Annotated in this window: 18 protein-coding genes and 1 tRNA gene; 11 read left to right on the forward strand and 8 right to left on the reverse strand. The window is 74.6% G+C overall.

The genetic code is table 11. The annotated features are described in order from the left end of the window. From glp to QDR37_RS02805, 3 genes are read left to right on the forward strand one after another with little or no spacing between them, the layout of a single operon-like run. Positions 1-1,188 carry a gephyrin-like molybdotransferase Glp gene (gene glp, locus QDR37_RS02795; protein WP_279712028.1) on the forward strand — a complete coding sequence of 396 codons (1,188 nt, stop codon included), beginning with the start codon at positions 1-3 and terminating at the stop codon, positions 1,186-1,188. Between the two features lie 23 nt (positions 1,189-1,211). Next, a complete protein-coding gene (gene moaCB, locus QDR37_RS02800; protein ID WP_279712029.1) occupies positions 1,212-2,228 on the forward strand; it encodes a bifunctional molybdenum cofactor biosynthesis protein MoaC/MoaB in 1,017 nt (338 codons plus the stop codon). Then, positions 2,225-2,638 carry a molybdenum cofactor biosynthesis protein MoaE gene (locus QDR37_RS02805; protein WP_279712030.1) on the forward strand — a complete coding sequence of 138 codons (414 nt, stop codon included), beginning with the start codon at positions 2,225-2,227 and terminating at the stop codon, positions 2,636-2,638. The genes moaCB and QDR37_RS02805 overlap by 4 nt, the downstream gene beginning before the upstream one ends. 140 nt (positions 2,639-2,778) lie before the next feature. Here the strand turns inward: QDR37_RS02805 and QDR37_RS02810 are convergent, their stop codons facing one another. Then, positions 2,779-3,030 carry a MoaD/ThiS family protein gene (locus tag QDR37_RS02810; protein WP_279712031.1) on the reverse strand — a complete coding sequence of 84 codons (252 nt, stop codon included), beginning with the start codon at positions 3,028-3,030 and terminating at the stop codon, positions 2,779-2,781. Then, the gene (gene moaA / locus QDR37_RS02815; RefSeq protein ID WP_279712032.1) at positions 3,023-4,147 is read right to left on the reverse strand and encodes a GTP 3',8-cyclase MoaA; all 1,125 of its coding nucleotides are present in this window, start codon (positions 4,145-4,147) and stop codon (positions 3,023-3,025) included. The genes QDR37_RS02810 and moaA overlap by 8 nt, the downstream gene beginning before the upstream one ends. 88 nt (positions 4,148-4,235) lie before the next feature. On the opposite strand from moaA, the gene QDR37_RS02820 reads away from it, so the two are divergent. The 4 genes from QDR37_RS02820 to QDR37_RS02835 all read left to right on the forward strand — a co-directional run bounded on the left by QDR37_RS02820 (position 4,236) and on the right by QDR37_RS02835 (position 9,112). Further along, positions 4,236-4,829: a molybdopterin-dependent oxidoreductase gene (locus tag QDR37_RS02820; protein WP_279712033.1), complete on the forward strand. Its 594-nt coding sequence runs from the start codon at positions 4,236-4,238 to the stop codon at positions 4,827-4,829. 34 nt (positions 4,830-4,863) lie between these two features. Next, on the forward strand, positions 4,864-5,550 hold the full coding sequence (locus QDR37_RS02825) for a ferredoxin reductase (protein ID WP_279712034.1): 687 nt from the start codon (positions 4,864-4,866) through the stop codon (positions 5,548-5,550). Positions 5,551-5,639: 89 nt separating this feature from the next. Beyond that, positions 5,640-7,427 carry an endonuclease/exonuclease/phosphatase family protein gene (locus tag QDR37_RS02830; protein WP_279712035.1) on the forward strand — a complete coding sequence of 596 codons (1,788 nt, stop codon included), beginning with the start codon at positions 5,640-5,642 and terminating at the stop codon, positions 7,425-7,427. Further along, the gene (locus QDR37_RS02835; protein ID WP_279712036.1) at positions 7,427-9,112 is read left to right on the forward strand and encodes an endonuclease/exonuclease/phosphatase family protein; all 1,686 of its coding nucleotides are present in this window, start codon (positions 7,427-7,429) and stop codon (positions 9,110-9,112) included. Before QDR37_RS02830 ends, QDR37_RS02835 begins: the two co-directional genes overlap by 1 nt. A 64-nt stretch (positions 9,113-9,176) precedes the next feature. Here the strand turns inward: QDR37_RS02835 and acs are convergent, their stop codons facing one another. Continuing rightward, a complete protein-coding gene (acs, locus tag QDR37_RS02840; RefSeq protein WP_279712037.1) occupies positions 9,177-11,144 on the reverse strand; it encodes an acetate--CoA ligase in 1,968 nt (655 codons plus the stop codon). Positions 11,145-11,166: 22 nt separating this feature from the next. Next, positions 11,167-11,589 (reverse strand): GPR1/FUN34/YaaH family transporter, encoded by a 423-nt coding sequence (locus tag QDR37_RS16400; RefSeq protein WP_347882086.1) that lies wholly within the window; start codon positions 11,587-11,589, stop codon positions 11,167-11,169. Positions 11,590-11,726: 137 nt separating this feature from the next. Between QDR37_RS16400 and QDR37_RS02850 the strand changes: the two genes are divergently transcribed. Beyond that, the gene (locus QDR37_RS02850) at positions 11,727-11,984 is read left to right on the forward strand and encodes a hypothetical protein (RefSeq protein WP_279712040.1); all 258 of its coding nucleotides are present in this window, start codon (positions 11,727-11,729) and stop codon (positions 11,982-11,984) included. Between the two features lie 24 nt (positions 11,985-12,008). On the opposite strand, the gene QDR37_RS02855 is transcribed toward QDR37_RS02850, so the two are convergent. Beyond that, entirely contained in the window at positions 12,009-12,917 is a 909-nt protein-coding gene (locus QDR37_RS02855) for a 5'-3' exonuclease (protein WP_279713541.1), read from the reverse strand. Between the two features lie 158 nt (positions 12,918-13,075). Between QDR37_RS02855 and QDR37_RS02860 the strand changes: the two genes are divergently transcribed. Further along, entirely contained in the window at positions 13,076-13,363 is a 288-nt protein-coding gene (locus tag QDR37_RS02860; RefSeq protein WP_279712042.1) for a hypothetical protein, read from the forward strand. Positions 13,364-13,446: 83 nt separating this feature from the next. On the opposite strand, the gene QDR37_RS02865 is transcribed toward QDR37_RS02860, so the two are convergent. Beyond that, positions 13,447-13,518, reverse strand: a tRNA-Gln gene (locus QDR37_RS02865). Between the two features lie 180 nt (positions 13,519-13,698). Here QDR37_RS02865 and QDR37_RS02870 point away from each other — a divergent pair. Then, positions 13,699-14,073: a YciI family protein gene (locus QDR37_RS02870; RefSeq protein WP_279712043.1), complete on the forward strand. Its 375-nt coding sequence runs from the start codon at positions 13,699-13,701 to the stop codon at positions 14,071-14,073. Beyond that, positions 14,070-15,257, forward strand: a complete 1,188-nt coding sequence (locus QDR37_RS02875) for a DUF6596 domain-containing protein (protein WP_279712044.1) — start codon at positions 14,070-14,072, stop codon at positions 15,255-15,257. Before QDR37_RS02870 ends, QDR37_RS02875 begins: the two co-directional genes overlap by 4 nt. Here the strand turns inward: QDR37_RS02875 and QDR37_RS02880 are convergent. Together QDR37_RS02880 and gltX are read right to left on the reverse strand one after the other, a co-directional pair. After that, complete coding sequence (locus tag QDR37_RS02880; protein ID WP_279712045.1) at positions 15,254-16,156, reverse strand: cytochrome b/b6 domain-containing protein; 903 nt, start codon at positions 16,154-16,156, stop codon at positions 15,254-15,256. The genes QDR37_RS02875 and QDR37_RS02880 overlap by 4 nt on opposite strands. 53 nt (positions 16,157-16,209) lie before the next feature. Beyond that, positions 16,210-17,727 (reverse strand): glutamate--tRNA ligase, encoded by a 1,518-nt coding sequence (gene gltX, locus QDR37_RS02885; RefSeq protein ID WP_279712046.1) that lies wholly within the window; start codon positions 17,725-17,727, stop codon positions 16,210-16,212. Positions 17,728-17,771 lie beyond the last annotated feature (44 nt).

Consider the following 17,771-nt stretch of genomic DNA (forward strand, 5'->3'; position numbering starts at 1 on the left):
GTGGGCCGCCGCACCGTCGACGAGCACGCCGCGCGCGTCGCGGCGCTGCTCGGCCCGGTGCTCGGCGCGCTCGGGAACGAGCGGCTGGTCCTGGCGGACGCCCTCGGACGGCTGAACGCCGACGACGTCATCGCGCCGATCGCGCTGCCGCCGTTCCGCAACTCGCAGATGGACGGCTACGCGGCCCGGGCGGCCGAGGTCGCGGCCGCACCCCTCGTGCTGCCGGTCGGCGGCGTCGTCGCGGCGGCCCCGGCGACGGCGGCGGTGCTCCCGCTCGCGACGCTGCTCAAGGTCATGACGGGCGCGCCGCTGCCGGAGGGCGCCGACTGCGTCGTCCCGGTGGAGGACACGGCGCCCGCGACGGGCGGCGTGCGGGTGCTCGCGCCCCGCACCGCTGGGGAGTTCGTCCGCGAGGCGGGCAGCGACGTCCAGGCGGGCGCCCTGGTCGTGGCCGCGGGCGTCCGGCTCGCGCCGCGGCACCTCGCCGCGCTCGCCGCCGTCGGCGTCGCGGCGGTCGCCGTGCGGCGCCGCCCTCGGGTCGCGGTGCTGACGACCGGCGAGGAGGTCGCCGACCCGGGCGCACCGCTCGCACCGGGGCAGATCTACGACGCGAACGCCACCGCGCTGCGCGCCCTCGTGGCGGAGAGCGGCGGCGACGTCGTCCGCGTGGTCCGCACCGGCGACGATCCGGCCGCGTTCGCGGGGGCGCTCGACGCGGCCGTCGCCCAGGCCGACCTCGTGCTCACCTGCGGCGGCATCTCGAAAGGGGACTTCGAGGTCGTCCGGCAGGTGCTCGAGCCCCGGGGCGCTGAGGTCGTCGAGGTCGCGATGCAGCCCGGCGGTCCGCAGGCCACCGCCGTCGTCGCGGGCGTGCCGGTGATCGGGTTCCCCGGCAACCCGGTCTCGACGCAGGTCTCGTTCACCGTCTTCGTGCGGCCGCTGCTCCGCGCGACGGCCGGGCTGCCGCCGCTCGAGCCGCGGACGCTGCCGCTCGCCGAGGCGATCCGGTCCCCCGCCGGACGCCGGCAGTGGCTGCGCGGGTGCGTCCGGGACGGCACGGTCGTCCCGGTGTCCGGGCCCGGCTCGCACCTCGTCGCGACGATGGCGGCGGCGGACGTGCTGCTCGACGTGCCCGCCGAGGTCGAGCGCCTCGCGGCCGGGGACCTCGTCGCGGTCGTCCCCCTCTGAGCCGCGCCCGGGAGAATGTCGGGATGACCGACGGGCTGACGCACCTCGACGCGGACGGCCGCGCCCGGATGATCGACGTGGGCGGCAAGGCCGTGACGCGCCGCGTCGCCGTGGCTCGCGGCCGGGTCGTCACCACCGCGCAGGTCGTCGGGCTGCTCGCGGCGGACGGGCTGCCGAAGGCCGACGCGCTCGCCACCGCCCGCATCGCGGGCATCGCGGGCGCGAAGCGGACGGGCGAGCTCATCCCCCTCTGCCACCCGCTGCCGCTCGACGGCGTCACCGTCGACCTCGTGCTCGCCGGCGACACGGTCGAGATCGAGGCGACCGCGCGCACCACCGGCCGCACGGGCGTCGAGATGGAGGCGCTCACCGCCGTCGCGGTCGCCGGTCTCGCGCTGCACGACATGATCAAGGCCGTCGACCCCGCCGCGGTGCTCACCGACGTCCGGCTCGCGTCGAAGACCGGCGGCAAGTCCGGGACATGGACCCGGGAGGACGAGCCGGACGGGCGTCCCGAGCACCGACCGGTCGCGGGCGGCGTCGTGCTCGTCGTCTCGACCACGTCGGCCGCGGGGACGCGCGAGGACACCACCGGCCCGCGGATCGTCGAGTGGCTGGACGGGGCCGGCATCCGCACGGGCGCGGCCCGGGTCGTCGCCGATGCCGACGTCGCCGCCGCGCTGCGCACCGCGCTCGCCGAGCGTCCGGCCGTGCTCCTCACCACCGGCGGCACCGGCCCGAGCCCGACCGACCGGACCCCGGACGCGACCGCTCCGCTGCTCACCCGAGCGCTGCCGGGCGTCGCCGAGGCGATCCGCGCCCGCGGCGGCACCCCCACCGCCGCACTGAGCCGGGGCGTCGCGGGCCTCGCCGGCGAGACGGTCGTCGTGAACCTGCCCGGCTCCCCCGGCGGCGTCGACGACGGCCTGGCGGTGCTCGCCGACCTGCTGCCGCATCTGCTCCGCCAGGTGCACGGCACCCCGGATCACGCGCACGGCGCCCACCAGTCGCCGCAGCACCCCGTGGAGGAGCCCCGGTGAGCGTCGCCTTCGCGGTCGTCACCGACGCGCCGCTCGACGCCGACGCGGTCGAGGCGGCCGTGCTCAGCGCCGCGGACGGCGCGCTCGTCACCTTCCGGGGCGTCATCCGGAACCACGACCAGGGCGAGGCGGTGACGCGCCTCGACTACTCCGCCCACCCGGACGCGCAGGCCTTCCTCGCGGCGGCGTGCCGGGCGGTCGCCGACCGGACGGGGCTGACCGTCGCCGCGGCGCACCGCGTCGGCGAGCTCGGCATCGGCGACGTCGCCCTCGTCGCCGCGGTCGCCGCCCCGCACCGCGCCGAGGCGTTCGCGGCCTGCAGCGACCTCGTGGACGAGATCAAGGCCACCGTGCCGATCTGGAAGCGTCAGCACTCCCCCGACGGCACGACGGCCTGGGTCAACCTCTGACCCCACCCCCCACCTTCGCGGATCCGGATTTCTTGCGCGGATCCGGAGATCTGCCACGACACGCCGCGTACTGACGAGCCGCGGGGCGTGTCGCCCAGGAACTCCGGATCCGCGAGAAGGCTGCGGGTCGGCGTGAGGACTCAGCCGCCGGCGAAGGGCGGGAGGACGTCGACCTTCGACCGGATCGGACGGTCCGGGTCGCGGGTGACGACGCCGTCGACCAGCAGGCTGCCGACCTCGAGCACGCGCGTCATCGGGGCGCCGTACCGCTCGGCGAGCACCCGGCGGAGCGCCGCCGCGGTCGGCTCGATCTCGAGCACCTCCTCATCGCGACCGGCGGCCTCGGCCGCCGCGGCGAAGTACCGCACAGTCACGGCCACCTCGTCAGCCACCGATCGCCCCCATCGAGCGGATGGGGCGGGCGAAGTCCGCGCGATCCACGCCGTGGCCGGCCTGCTTGCCCCACATCGCCGCGCGCCAGGCGTCCGCGATCACCGCGTCCGGCTCGCCAGCCCGCACGAGCGGCAGCAACGGCGTCTCGTCGTCACCGAAGAGGCAGGAGCGCACGGTGCCCTCCGCGGTGAGCCGTGTGCGGTCGCACTCGACGCAGAACGAGCGCGTCACCGACGCGATGATCCCGACCGTCGCCGGGCCGGATGGGCCCATCGGCGCCGGTTCCGACGCGTCGCCGTGCGACGTGGCGGCCGTGCCCCGAGGGACGACCAGCCACTCCTCCGCGGGCGCCGCGGGATCGTCGCGGCCGATCGGCGTGAGCACGAACCGCCGCCGCAGCACGGCGAGCAGCTGCGCGGCGTCGACGAGCGCGTCGCGGCTCCACACCCCGTCCGCGTCGAGCGGCATCTGCTCGATGAAGCGCAGCCGCACCCCGGCGCCGACCGCCCAGGCGAGCAGGTCCGGCGCGTCGTCGAGGGTCTCGCGCATGAGCACCGCGTTCACCTTCAGCGGCGTGATGCCGGCCGCGCGGGCCGCCTCGATGCCGGCGAGCACGGCCGGCAGCCGGTCGCGCCGCGTCAGGTCGGCGAAATGCCGCCGGTCGACGGTGTCGAGGGAGATGTTCACGCGGGTGAGCCCCGCGGCGAGCAGCGCGGGCAGCCGCTTGTCGAGGCCCACCCCGTTCGTGGTGAGGGCGAGCGGCACCCCGGGGGCGGCCTCGCGGGCGGCCGCGAGGATCTCGGCGAGGTCGGCACGCATCAGCGGCTCGCCACCGGTGAACCGCACCTCGCGCACGCCGAGGTCGCGCACCCCGATGCCGACCAGCCGCGCGATCTCGGCCGGCGTCATGAGGCGCTCGCGCGCGATGGGCGGCAGCCCCTCCTCGGGCATGCAGTAGGTGCAGCGGAGGGAGCACTTCTCGGTCACCGACACCCGCAGGTCGCGCGCGACGCGGCCGAAGCGATCGACGAGCCGGTCGTCGGCCGGCCGGTCCGTCGCGGGCGCATCGGGCACGCGCACGGCCGCATGGGGCAGGCCGATGTTCACCGCGGGCACCGGCTCACTCTCGCACAGCGCGCTGGGCGCGGATGCCCGTCGCCGGGGCATGGAACGATGGTCAGCAGCGACTGGCGGAAGGATAGGAATGGCCGTCTTCTCCCCCGGCTTCCGCGGCCGGCGCCGCAGCACGAACCCGAACCTGCCGCCCGGGCAGTACGAGGAGTCCGGCTTCCCGGTGCTGACGGCGGGCATCACCCCGCGCATCCGTGAGGACGACTGGCGCTTCACAGTGACGACGGAGCGCGGCGAGCGCCGCGAGTGGGACTGGGCCGGCATGCAGGCGCTCGGCCCGGAGCGGATCACCACCGACATCCACTGCGTGACGAGCTGGTCGAAGTTCGGCACCGAGTGGCGGGGCGTCCCGGTCGACCGCTTCCTCGACGGCCTCGACACGAGCGCGTCGTTCGTGCTCGCCGGCTGCTACGGCGGCTACACGACGAACCTGCCGCTCGACGACGTCCGCGGCGGCAAGGCGTGGGTGGCGTTCGAGTACGACGGGCAGCCCCTCCCCGCCGAGCACGGCGGACCGGCCCGGCTGCTCGTGCCGCACCTCTACTTCTGGAAGAGCGCGAAGTGGGTGAACTCCCTCACGCTGCTCGAGCACGACCGCGCCGGTTTCTGGGAGGACCTCGGCTACCACATGCACGGCGACCCGTGGCGGGAGGAGCGGTATCGCTGATCCGAACGCCTTCGTCCCCGCCACCGTGGTCGGCGTGCGGCGCGAGACGGCGGCGGCACGGACCCTGCTGCTCGACGTCCCCGACCTCGCCCCGGCGACCGCCGGCCAGCACGTCGACGTGCGGCTGACGGCCGAGGACGGCTACACGGCGCAGCGCTCCTACTCCCTGGCGTCCGCCACGGGCGCGCAGCCGATCGAGATCACCGTCGAGCGCTTCGAGGACGGCGAGGTGTCGCCGTACCTCGTCGACGAGGTCGGGGTCGGCGACGTGCTCGAGGTGCGCGGCCCGATCGGCGGCTGGTTCGTCTGGCGCGAGTCGCAGCGTGAGCCGGTGCAGCTGATCGCCGGCGGCTCGGGCATCGTGCCGCTGATGGCGATGGTGCGCACGCGCACCGCGGTCCGCAGCGCGGCGCCCTTCCGGCTGCTCTACGGCCTCACCGGGCCCGACCGGTTCCTCTACCGGGACGAGCTCGAACGGATCGCGGGCCACGCGCTCGGCCTCACCGTGCAGTACTCCCGGCGTGTGCCTCCCGGCTCGTCGGTGGTCCCGCACCGCATCGGGATCGACGACCTCGCCCGCGCGGCGTTCCCGCCCGACGCCTCGCCCACCGTCTACGTGTGCGGACCCACCGGGTTCGTCGAGTCGGTCGCCGACGCCCTGCTGCGCCTCGGCCACCAGCCCGCCCGCATCCGCACGGAGCGCTTCGGCCCCACCGGCTGACCGCCTCCCCCGCGTTCTGGGACGCGAGATGCGCGCCGCTCTGCTCCTAGGCTCGCCCCTCGTCGCATCCGAGACCGGGGGGACACCGAATGCGCACCGAGAAGCGCCGCGCCATGCGCGGCCACCGCCTGCTCCGAGCGAGCGCGCTCACCGCCGCGGGCTGCGCCGTCGTCGCGGGCGCAGGCCTCTCCGCCCTGCCCGCAGCAGCCGCGACGACACCGATCGCCGTCACGACCGCCGGCGGCGACGGGCAGGTCTCCGCCGCCTGGGGGACGGTGCCCGGGGCGACCGGGTACGTCGTGCACTGGGGCGCCGGCACCGACACGGGCCGCACGGTGACGACGACCGGCACGAGCGTCGCGATCAGCGGCGTGACGAACCTCCGCAACTACTCGATCCGCGTCTCCGCGGTCGGCGCGCAGGCGTCCTCGCCCGTGCTGACGGCGGTGCCTCGCGCGAACACCCCGAGCAAGCTCACGAGCGTGCACGCCGAGGCCGCGGGCCCGAACCAGGTGCGCGTGACCTGGACCGGCGGGGGCCCCGCCCGGCAGGTGGCCGTGATCGCCGGGGCGAACAGCACGACCTCCGTGAACCACTTCGGAAGCCCCTGGTACCCGGCGGCCGTGCATGCCGTGACGCTGACCGTGCCCGCCCGCCTGCGCGCCGCCCTCGGCGCCGGCACCGGCAACCCCGTGTTCGTCAAGGTCGTGCAGTCGAACGCACGCGCCGCGGATCCGGCGAAGCAGCTGGGCTTCTCCCTCTCGGCGAAGTACCGCCCGCTCGCCTACGAGGCCGGTAACGGCACCGCGGGCGGCGTCTGGGCCCTCGCCGGCGCTCCCGTCGTCGATGAGCCGGTCACCCGCCTCGCCGTCGCCTCGCTGAACGTGCAGAGCCTTCCCGCGTCCTCCGGCATGTCGCCGGTGAACCGGTGGCTGAGCCGACTGCCACGCATCGTGCGGACCGTCGAGGCCGCGCGCCCCGCCCTCATCGGCTTCCAGGAGCTCGACACCGCACGCTCGACCACGGGGTGCCACGTGCACCACGAGAACGGCCAGTGGGTCTACTGCCCGGAGCAGTACAACGACCTCGAGGCCGCTCTCGCGACCCGATCCGCCGCTGTGCCCGTGCCCTACCGGATCGCGGACCCCACCGCGAACGCGGCGGTCTGGGCGGAGCAGCAGACGGGTCAGCGTGCGGTCATCGACTCGCAGCTCTTCTACGACCCGGCCCGCCTCGCCGTCGTGCGCACCGGGTTCATCTCGCCCGACCTCGACCTGAAGGTCCCCGGCTACGACGCCGTCACGGGCGGCGACCGGCTCGGCGCCTGGGGCGTGTTCCGCACCCTCGTGAACGGGCAGCCGGTCGGACGGGCGTTCCTCGCCGCCACCATCCACCTGCCCGCCGGCGACACCGCGGCCGCCGCGGCCGCGCGGAAGGCCGAGGCCGACCTGCTCGGGCCCTGGCTCGACGCGAAGGCGCTGCAGGCGGACGGCACCTCGCTGCCGATCGTGCTCACGGGCGACTTCAACAGCTTCGGGGCGTGGGATCCGCAGGCGGGCAACCTGTCGTTCGTGCGCCAGGGCTGGTTCGACGCGGCGGCCACGCCGAACCGGAGCGTCGCGGGCATGCGCCTCAGCACCGCCAACGCGACGAACGGCGCGGGGGGCGTCGACGACGGCTACCCGGACCGCCTCGTGATGCACCAGTACCCGACGAGCCGCATCGACTACATCCTCGTGAAGGGCTCGCCGCACACCTACGCCTACGCGAACGTCGTGCACACCGCAGGGGGCGTGTTCGTCAAGGACTACCAGGGCTCGGACCACAACCTGCAGCTCGCGACGATCGGCATCGCCGACCCGAAGGTCCACGGCTGATGGCTGCGAGGAGGATCCGGGTCCGCGCCGCGGCCGGCGTCGCCGCGCTCGTCACCGCGGGCTGCATCGGCGGCCTGCTCGCCGCGCCGGCGACCGCCGCGACCGCGCCCGACCCGCGGGTGCGCACCGTCGCCGGGAACGGCACCGTGTCGCTCGCCTGGGACGCCGTACCGGGCGCGACGGGCTACGCGGTCCGGTGGAACGGCACGACCCGCGCGGTGAGCGAGCGGCGGATCACGATCAGCGGTCTTCCGAACGGCACGACCCTCACGGCCACCGTCGCCGCGCGGGGACTCGCCGGCTCGAGCACGACGGTCCGGGCCACGCCGACCGCCGGCTACCCCGATGCGATCACCGGCGTCACGGCGAGCGCGGGCACGGGGAACACCCTCGTGGTCCACGCGACGGGTGGTGGCACCGCCACCCGCATCGGCGTGATGGCCGGCGGCGACGCCTCGACGAACACCTTCCACTTCCGCACGAGCTGGTACCCCGCGACGCAGCGCACGTTCGTCGTCACCGTGCCCGCCGCGGTGCGGGCCGAGCTCGGCCGCGGCACGGGCAACGGGATCTTCGTGCGGGTCGTGCAGTCGAACGGCCTCGATCCGAGCGCCGTGATGCACCGGACGAGCTCGCCCGCGGAGGCGTACCGCGTCTCGGTGCCGACCGCGCGCGCCCTCGCCGGCGCGGCGACGCCGGTGCCCGCCGGCGTCTCGCCCGTCACCGTCGCCGCCTGGAACGTCAACTCGCTGAACGCGACCATCGGCGCCAGCGCGTCGAACCAGTGGCCGGCGCGCGCGTCGCGGGTCGCGCGCACCGTGCTGGCCGCGCACCCCGACCTGCTGCTCACCGCCGAGCTCACGACGCAGGGGCTCGACCCCTCGTGCCACAACGTCCCGAGCCAGAACCGGTGGTGCCTCACGCAGCACACGGACCTCGCGCACCGTCTCGCGGCGGGCGGCGGCTACGCGGACGTGTTCCCGCAGGGCGACCAGGCCGTCCAGGACTTCGAGCGCGCGCACCCGTCCGCGGGGCACCTCACCTTCGGCACGCAGATCCTCTACGACCCCGCGAGGCTGACGCTCGGCGCGCACGGCACGATCTCGCCGCGCTTCACCCTCCACGTCGCCGGGTGGCCGAGCACGCTGACCGACCGCTGGCTGTCGTGGGCAGCCTTCACCGTGCGATCCTCGGGACGCCGGTTCGTGGCCGTCGCCGTGCATCTCCCGTCCGGCCACACGACGCAGCTCGCGACCCTCCGCGACACGGAGGCGCGTGCGCTCGACACGTACATCGACGGGGTGGCGGGGCACCTGCCGGTCGTGCTCGGCGGCGACCTGAACGCCGACGCGCTCTTCGACCCGACACCGGGCCAGCGGGCGCTCGTGCAGCGCGGCTGGTTCGACGCGGCCGCGACGACCGTGCGCTACGGCACGTACTTCCACACCTACAACGGCTGCAACGGCACCGACGGCGCCGACTACGGCTACCCGCTCACCGTGCACCGGTGGGACCACCCCGCCCGCCGCATCGACTACATCCTGCTGAAGCGCTCGCCGTACTCGTTCCGCTACGCGAACGTGCTGCACCTCGCCGCGGGCAGCAGCACCCGGGTCGACCGCGCCTACGAGGGCAGCGACCACCTGATGCAGGTCGCGACGGTCGGCATCGGCGCGCCGAGCTGATCCCGGCCCTGGACAGTACGACGGGCGCCTCCCGCGGGAGGCGCCCGTCGGACCGCTTCGGGGCTCAGTCCTCCTGCGACGCGGTGGCCATGCCTTCGCGGATCGTGTCCATCACCGTCGTGTCGGCGAGCGTCGTCACGTCGCCGACCGAGCGGTTCTCGGCCACGTCGCGGAGCAGCCGGCGCATGATCTTGCCGGAGCGGGTCTTCGGCAGCTCCGCGACGACCATGATCTGCCGGGGTCGCGCGATCTTGCCGATCTGCTCGGCGACGAAGTCGCGCAGCTCCTGCACGACGTGCGGGCCGCCGTCGCCCGCTTCGCCGCGCAGGATCACGAACGCGACGACCGCCTGACCGGTCGTCTCGTCGGAGGCGCCGACGACGGCGGCCTCGGCGACCTTCGGGTTGGCGACGAGCGCCGACTCGATCTCGGTGGTCGACAGCCGATGACCGGCGACGTTCATCACGTCGTCGACGCGGCCGAGCAGCCACAGGTCGCCGTCGGCGTCCTTCTTCGCGCCGTCACCGGCGAAGTACCGGCCCGGGAAGCGCGACCAGTAGGTCTCCTCGTACCGCGCGTCGTCGCCCCAGATCGTGCGGAGCATGCTCGGCCACGGCTCGGTGAGCACGAGGTAGCCGCCCGAGCCGTTCGGCACGGGGTTCCCCGCGTCGTCGACCACGTCGGCCGAGACGCCCGGCAGCGGCGTCATCGCCGCGCCCGGCTTGCCGGCCGTCACGCCGGGCAGCGGGCTGATCATCACCGAGCCGGTCTCGGTCTGCCACCACGTGTCGACCACCGGCGTGCGCTCGCCGCCGATGTGGGTGCGGTACCAGACGTAGGCCTCGGGGTTGATCGGCTCCCCGACGCTGCCGATGACCCGCAGGCTCGACAGGTCGTGCTTCGCCGCGAAGGAGGTGCCCCACTTCATGTGAGTGCGGATCGCGGTGGGCGCGCAGTAGAGGATCGACACCTTGTACTTCTCGACGATGGACCACCAGCGGTCCTTCTCGGGGAAGTCGGGCGTGCCCTCGTAGAGCACGCTCGTCGTGGCGTTCGCGAGCGGCCCGTAGACGATGTACGAGTGGCCGGTGACCCAGCCGATGTCGGCCGCGGTCCAGTAGACGTCGGTCTCGGGCTTCAGGTCGAACACCTCGTACTGCGTCCAGGCGCAGCCGGTCAGGTAGCCGCCGGAGGTGTGCAGGATGCCCTTCGGCTTGCCCGTGGTGCCCGAGGTGTACATGACGTAGAGCGGGTGCTCGGCCTCGAACGCCTGCGCCTCGTGCGTCGACGACGCCGTCGCGACGGTGTCGTGCCACCAGTGGTCGCGGCCCTCGGTCCACGCCACCTCGTTGCCGGTGCGCTGGACGACGAGCACGGTGGACACGTCGGGGCACTGCTTCAGCGCCTCGTCGACCGCGGGCTTCAGCGGCGCGACCGCTCCGCGTCGCCAGCCGCCGTCGGCGGTGATGACGACGTGGGCGTCGCAGTCGGCGATGCGCGTGGCGAGCGCCTCGGCGGAGAAGCCACCGAACACCACCGTGTGCGGCGCCCCGAGCCGCGCGCAGGCGAGCATCGCCACGACCGTCTCGGGGATCATCGGCATGTAGATCGCCACGCGGTCGCCCGCCTGCACCCCGAGGTCGGTGAGCGCGTTCGCGGCGCGGCAGACCTCCTCGGTGAGCTCGCGGTAGGTGATCGTGCGGGTGTCACCGGGCTCGCCCTCGAAGTAGAAGGCGACCCGGTCGCCGAGGCCAGCCTCGACGTGCCGGTCGAGGCAGTTCACCGCCACGTTGAGGCGACCGTCGGCGAACCACTTCGCGAACGGCGGGTTCGACCAGTCGAGCACGTCGGTGAACGGCGTCTCCCATTCGAGCCGCCGGGCCTTGTCGGCCCAGAAGGCGAGCCGGTCGTCCGACGCCTCGCGGTACGCATCCGCCGTGACGTTCGCGGCGGCCGCGAACTCGTCGGACGGCGGGAAGCGACGGTCCTCGTGCGACAGGTTGTCGAGGGTCGGGGATGCGGTGTCGGTCATCGACCAGGCCTTCCTTCTTGCGTCAGGAGCGCGGGAGCACCGGCAGCACGCTGCGCTTCCCGGTGCCGTTGAGGACGATGGGGAACGACATGGACGAGGCGACGAGCGCCGAGAGCATGCCGAGGTGGCCACCGAGGTGCGTGCTGCCCTCGGCGCCGGCGGGCTCACCGATCGCGAGGAGCAGGAACGTGAGCGCCGGCAGCGCGAGCAGGGCGATGAGCGCGCCGGACATGCGGAGAGCCTCGACCGTCGTGGAGGCCGTGACGGTGAGGAGGGCGGACATGAGGACGCCGACGCCGGCCGCGCCCGCTGCCGGCGGAGCCGAGTCGGGCGCCCGGGTCTGAGGGATGACCGTGGCGGATGCGGATCGGGTCCGCGAAGCGTTGGCCAACTGCAGTGCTCCTTCTCGAACGGGCGCCTCGTCGTCCCCCTCCAGGTGCAGCATAACGAGGCCCTCCCCCTCCCTTCCCGCGCATCCGACCGGGAACGCCCGACATCTCGCTCGCAAGCCGTGCGGCCATCCGGAACAGGTGTCCGACCAGCGGTGTTGTATCCGATGACAGGAGTGGCGAGGAGACGCTGATGAAGGGTGATCGGGTCGAGGTCGTCGTCGATGCGGGCGGCGACACGAGGACGTACGAGATCGAGGCGACGAGGGCCGGGCGACGGCTCGACGTGCGATCGGGACGAGGGCTCGTCGAGGTGGTCGAGGTGACGCGGGGCGGCACCCCGGTGCGCACGGCGCGGTTCATGGCGAACCGCGTCATCGCGCTGGTCGAGCACCCCGCCACGCAGGACCCGGGTGGCGAGGAGGTCGTCACGCTGCGACGAGCGGCGTGACGACGGCTCGAGGGGAGCGGCGGCTCAGGCGCTCCCGAGCGCGGTGAGCGCCCGGGTCGCCGAGCCGCCGAGCCCCCACCGCTCGGCGAGGGCGGTGAAGTCCTCGGCGGCGTCCGCGGGCAGACCGACGGCGCCGTCGGCGGCGGGCAGGTCGAGGTCGCGGACGACTGCGACCACTCGTCGCGCGCGCTCGAGGTACTCCCCCGCGTCGCGGATGCGGCCGCGGACCGTCGCGCCGAGCGGCACCGCGGGATCGGCCGCGGCGGTGATCAGCCCGTCGAGATCGCCGAACTCGGCGAGCAGCCCCGCCGCGGTCTTCTCGCCGATGCCGGGGACGCCGGGCAGCCCGTCGGACGGGTCGCCGCGCAGCGTCGCGAAGTCGGCGTACTGCGCGGCGGAGATCCCGTACTTCTCGCGCAGCACGGCGTCGGTGACGGTCTCGAGGTTGCGCATGCCGCGCACGGCCGACAGCACCCGCACTCCGCGCGCGTCGTCGATCACCTGGAAGAGGTCGCGATCGCTCGTCACGACGTCGACCGGACCGTCCGCCGTCGCGGCGAGGGTGCCGATCACGTCGTCGGCCTCGTAGCCCGGCTTCCCGACGACCGGGATCCGCAGCGCGCCCAGCACCTCGCGGATGACGGGCACCTGCGCCGTCAGCGCCGGGGGCACGGTCTCCACGTCGCGGCCGTCGGTCCCGCGGCGCTCGAGCCGGTGCGCCTTGTACGACGGCACGAGCTCGACCCGCCACGCGGGCCGCCAGTCGTCGTCCCAGCAGGCGATGAGGCGGCCCGGCCGGAAGTCGGTGACGAGCCGGGCGACGATGTCGAGCAGGCCGCGGACCGCGCCGATCGGGGTGCCGTCGGGCGCGGTGATCGTCTCGGGCAGCGCATGGAACGCGCGGAAGTAGAGGGCCGCGGTGTCCAGCAGCATCAGGTGGTCGTCGCTCACCGTGCCCAGTGTGGCCGGGGTGCCGACGGCGCGTCGGGCCGATTCCCCAGGCCACCGCTTCCCGCCCGCCGTCCGCCGCGCGACAATCGACGCATGGCACACCCGGTGCCCGCCTCCGCCACCCGGATCGCAGGTCTTCGATGATCGCGGTCGACGCGGTCGCGGTCCTGCTCGCGATCGTGGTGGTCGTGGCCGTCGTCGTCGCCGTGTCGCTCCGCCGGTCGAATCCGGGCCAGGAGCGCCAGCCGCGCATCACGGACGACCACGTGCACGAGTGGGGCCGCTGGACCGTGCTCAAGCAGATCGAGGTGCACGTCTACCCCGACCCCGACGAGGGACGTGACCTGCCCGACCGCATCGACGGCGTCGTGACGAGGACCTGCCGGATCTGCGGGCTGCCGCAGACGAAGACCGTCCGCGGCCTGTAGCCGGCCGCCCGTGCAGGAGAAGCCCCAGGCGGGAGAGGCCCCAGGCGGGAGAGACGCAGCCTCGATCAGACGAGGGTGCAGAGCTGGGGTACCTGGACTCGAACCAAGAACAACTGAACCAGAATCAGCCGTGTTGCCAATTACACCATACCCCAACGCGCCTGCCGGAGGCCCGGCGCGGGCGGCCCGAAGGCCGGTGAAGGACTCTACCAGAGCGCCGCGGGCGCCGTTCCGCGTCGCCGCCCCGAGTCGCGTGCGGGGTGTCGATCGGAGCCCTGCTCGATCGTCCTTGTGAGTGAGAAGGTCGGATCGTCCGGCCGCTGAAGGAGGATCCGATGCGCTACACCCTGTTCCTGCACTACCCGGAGATGTCCGAGGAGCAGCTCGGCCGCGAGGCGCTCGAGGCCGGCATGGAGGCGTTCCGCGCGTACGCCGAGGCGCTCGACGAGGCCGGCGTGCTGCGCTCCGCCGAGGTGCTGCAGCCGTCGACGGCGAGCACCACCGTCACGGCCCGCGACGGGGCCCTGCACGTGCAGGACGGCCCGTTCGCCGACACGAAGGACCAGATCGGCGGCTCGTTCGTGATCGAGGTCGACGGGCTCGACGAGGCCCTCGACTGGGCGGGCCGTGCGCCGTCCGCCACCTGGGGCGCGGTCGAGGTTCGACCGGCGGCCGTCCGCTTCGTCGACGGGTCCTGGCGGCCGGCGTGATCGACGCGGACGCGAGGGCGGTGGTGGCCGAGGTGGTCGCGCGCTCCTGGGGCCGGCTGATCGCGGTGCTCGCCGCACCCACCCGCGACCTCGCGCTCGCGGAGGACGTGCTCGGCGACGCCGTCGAGCGCGCCCTCGCGACCTGGCCGCGCGACGGCGTGCCGATGAGCCCGGAGGGGTGGCTGCTCACCGTCGCCCGCCGCCGCCGCACCGATGTGCTGCGCTCGGCCGCGCAGCGCACGTCGGTGCCCCTCGACGACGCCGACGCGGACACCCCGGCCGAGGACCTGCCCGCCGACGCGTTCCCGGACCGGCTGCTCGCACTGCTGTTCGTCTGCGCCCATCCCGGCGTCGACCCCGCCGCGCGCACGCCGCTCATGCTCCAGACCGTGCTCGGCCTCGACGCCCGGCGCATCGCGTCCGCGTTCGCGGTGCCCGTGCCGGCCATGGCGCAGCGGCTCGTCCGGGCGAAGCGGCGCATCCGCGACGCGGGCATCGCCTTCCGCGTGCCGGACCGCGCGCGCTGGGGCGAGCGGCTGCCCGCGGTGCTCGAGGCGGTCTACGGCGCCTACGCCGTCGGGCGCGAGCGGGGCCGCGACGCGGACCTCCGTGGGGAGGCCCTGCACCTCGCCCGGCTGCTCGCCGAGCTCCTCGCCGACGACCCGGAGGTGCTCGGGCTCGCCGCGCTCGTGCACCTCGCGGCGGCGGTCGACCGGCCCGCAGGCGCCGCGTACGTGCCGCTCGACGAGCAGGATCCCGCGGACTGGGATGGGGCGCTCCTCGCGGAGGGCGAGGCCCACCTGCGGCGGGCGGCGGCGCTCGGGCGACCGGGCCGCTTCCAGCTCGAGGCCGCGCTCCGCTCCGCCCACACCGCCCGCGCCGCGACGGGGTCGGTCGACCACGAGGCCGTCAGGCGGCTGTCGGCCGCGCTCGTCCGGGTCTCCCCCACGCTCGGCGCCCGGGTCGCGCACGCGGTCGCCGTCGCTCGCGTCGACGGGCCCCGGGCCGGCCTCGCGCTGCTCGACGAGGTCGACGCCCCGCCGACGTTCCAGCCCGCGGCCGCGGCCCGGGCCGCGCTGCTCGCCGAGGCTGGCCTCGACGCGACGGACGCCTTCGCATCGGCGATCGCCCTCACGGACGACCCCGCGGTGCGCGCCTGGCTCGAGCGGCAGGCCCGGCGCTAGCGCCGCGGGCGCGCAGGTCGCTCGAGCAGGTCGCCCGTGCGGGCCGCGCTGCGCTGCACGAGGCCGGGCCGCACCGCGAGCACGACGAGCGCGGTGACGACGAGCGTCCCGAGGAAGACGAGCAGACCGACCGGCGAGGTGTCGTCGCGCAGCGCGTAGAGGTGGTTCAGGTTCCTGAGGGCCCCGGTCGCGAGCACGAGGAGGACATGGCCGGCGGTGAAGACGACGAGGAACACCATGGTCCAGAGGTGGAGCGCCCTCGTGGCCCTCAGCGGGAGGACGCGATCGAGGAAGCGCAGCCGCGCCGCGAAGCCCGGCGCGAGCCGCAGGCCGGTGAGCGTCACCAGCGGGCCCGCGACGAAGACCACCGAGAAGTAGCTGAGCGCCTGCAGCCCGTTGTAGTCGACCCAGCCGTCGGTCGTCGGCCAGTCGAGCGACACGTACTGCAGGGCGGTCGACAGGGCCGCGGGCACGATCGCGGGGCTCGTCGGCACGATCCGCAGCCACTGGCCGGTGGTGAGCAGCAGCACGAGGAACACGACGCCGTTCAGCACCCAGAGCGTGTCGGCCACGTAGTGCGACCAGAGGTCGAGGGCGATCCGGACGGGCGGGTTGCGGGTGCGGACGAGGCCCGTGTTGCGTCTCGTCCAGAACGTCGTCGGGCGGCCCGCGCGGTGCAGGCGCCAGCCCGAGCGGACCGTGAAGAGCAGGAACAGCGCGTTCAGCGCGTGCTGCACGGCGAGCCACGCGGGGAAGCCGACCGGCGCGTCCGCCGGCAGCGGGGCCTCGCCGGGGTAGCGCGCGACGAACGCCTGGACGGCCGGCAGGGCCCGCAGCCCGCGGGCGGCGAGCACGACGGCGACCGCCAGCACGACCGCGGCCCCCACGGCGACCGCCACACGTGATCCACGGCGCACGGTCGCGGGCTCCGGGCGGTCGGCGCCCGGCGCGCTCACGGGGTGGCGGCGGGAACGGTCGCGGCGAGGGCGCGGATGCGGGCGAGCGTCTCGTCGCGGCCGAGCAGCGCGAGCGACTCGAAGAGCGGCGGCGACACGCGGCGGCCCGAGGTGGCGACGCGCACCGGCCCGAAGGCGACGCGCGGCTTCAGGCCGAGCCCGTCGATGAGCGCCCCCTGCAGCGCCTGCTGCACCGACTCGACGCTCCAGGCGTCGACCCGCTCGAGCGCCTCGAGGGCCGCGGTGAGCACGGTGCCCGCGTTCGCCGGCAGCGACTTCCGGGCGTCGTCCTCGACGACGAGCGCATCCGCCGTCACGAAGAACGACGGGAGCAGGCCGGGCGCCTGGCCGAGCAGCTGCATCCGCTCCTGCACGAGCGGCGTGAGGTCGGCGAGCAGCCGCAGCTGCGCGTCGTCGGGCTGCTCCGGCAGCACACCGGCGAGCTGCAGGTAGGGCAGCATCCGGTTCGCGAGGTCGGCCGGGTCGAGCAGGCGGATGTGGTCGCCGTTGATCGCCTCGGCCTTCTTCAGGTCGAAGTGCGCCGGGTTCGGGTTCACCTGCCCCGGCTCGAAGGCGGCCGCCAGCTCGTCGCGGCTGAACACGTCGCGATCGGGCGAGAGCGACCAGCCGAGCAGCGCGAGGTAGTTGAGCAGCCCCTCGGGAAGGAAGCCCCGCTCGCGGTGCAGGAACAGGTTCGACTCGGGGTCGCGCTTCGACAGCTTCTTCGTGCCCTCGCCGAGCACGAGCGGCAGGTGCCCGAAGCGCGGCACCCACTCGGCGAGGCCGATGTCGATGAGCGCGTGGTAGAGCGCGATCTGCCGCGGTGTCGACGGCAGCAGGTCCTCGCCGCGGAGCACGTGCGTGATCCGCATGAGGGCGTCGTCGACCGGGTTGACGAGCGTGTAGAGCGGCTGGCCGCCGGGGCGCACGAGCACGAAGTCGGGGAAGCTGCCGGCCGGGAACGTGATGGGACCGCGCACCAGGTCGTCGAACGAGAGGTCGGCGTCGGGCACACGGAGGCGCAGCGCCGGCTGCCGCCCCTCGTCGCGGTAGCGCTGCCGGTCGGTGTCGGAGAGGTCGCGCTCCCAGTTGCCGTAGCCCTGCTGCACCGCACGGCCCTCGGCGCGGTTGCGCGCCTCGATCTCCTCGGCCGTGAGGTAGCTCTCGTAGAGGTGGCCGGCCGACTGGAGCCGCCCGATCACGTCCCGGTAGATGTCGCCCCGCTGGCTCTGTCGGTACGGGCCGTGGGGGCCGCCGACGCCGATGCCCTCGTCCCAGTCGATCCCCATCCAGGCGAGCGCCTCGAGGATCTGCTCGTACGACTGCTCCGAGTCGCGCGCGGAGTCGGTGTCCTCGATGCGGAACACGAAGGTGCCGCCGTAGTGGCGCGCCGTCGCCCAGTTGAACAGCGCCGTGCGGACGAGGCCGACGTGCGGCAACCCGGTGGGCGAGGGGCAGAAGCGCACCCGCACGTCGCTGCCGGTGGCGGTGGAGAACGGGTGCGCATCGACCATTCCCGCAAGCCTACCGATCGGCGGCGGCCCCGCTCCGGGCGTCC

It is taken from the genome of Amnibacterium sp. CER49, from assembly GCF_029846255.1.
Taxonomy (GTDB): Bacteria; Actinomycetota; Actinomycetes; order Actinomycetales; family Microbacteriaceae; genus Amnibacterium.

Excerpts from the sequence above, each read along its gene's own strand:
- moaCB (WP_279712029.1), top strand. The coding sequence starts at position 1,212 with ATGACCGACGGGCTGACGCACCTCGACGCGGACGGCCGCGCCCGGATG.
- QDR37_RS02820 (WP_279712033.1), top strand. The coding sequence starts at position 4,236 with ATGGCCGTCTTCTCCCCCGGCTTCCGCGGCCGGCGCCGCAGCACGAAC.
- QDR37_RS02830 (WP_279712035.1), top strand. The coding sequence starts at position 5,640 with ATGCGCACCGAGAAGCGCCGCGCCATGCGCGGCCACCGCCTGCTCCGA.
- QDR37_RS02835 (WP_279712036.1), top strand. The coding sequence starts at position 7,427 with ATGGCTGCGAGGAGGATCCGGGTCCGCGCCGCGGCCGGCGTCGCCGCG.
- acs (WP_279712037.1), bottom strand. The coding sequence starts at position 11,144 with ATGACCGACACCGCATCCCCGACCCTCGACAACCTGTCGCACGAGGAC.
- QDR37_RS16400 (WP_347882086.1), bottom strand. The coding sequence starts at position 11,589 with ATGCTGCACCTGGAGGGGGACGACGAGGCGCCCGTTCGAGAAGGAGCA.
- QDR37_RS02850 (WP_279712040.1), top strand. The coding sequence starts at position 11,727 with ATGAAGGGTGATCGGGTCGAGGTCGTCGTCGATGCGGGCGGCGACACG.
- QDR37_RS02855 (WP_279713541.1), bottom strand. The coding sequence starts at position 12,917 with ATGCTGCTGGACACCGCGGCCCTCTACTTCCGCGCGTTCCATGCGCTG.
- QDR37_RS02860 (WP_279712042.1), top strand. The coding sequence starts at position 13,076 with ATGATCGCGGTCGACGCGGTCGCGGTCCTGCTCGCGATCGTGGTGGTC.
- QDR37_RS02870 (WP_279712043.1), top strand. The coding sequence starts at position 13,699 with ATGCGCTACACCCTGTTCCTGCACTACCCGGAGATGTCCGAGGAGCAG.
- gltX (WP_279712046.1), bottom strand. The coding sequence starts at position 17,727 with ATGGTCGATGCGCACCCGTTCTCCACCGCCACCGGCAGCGACGTGCGG.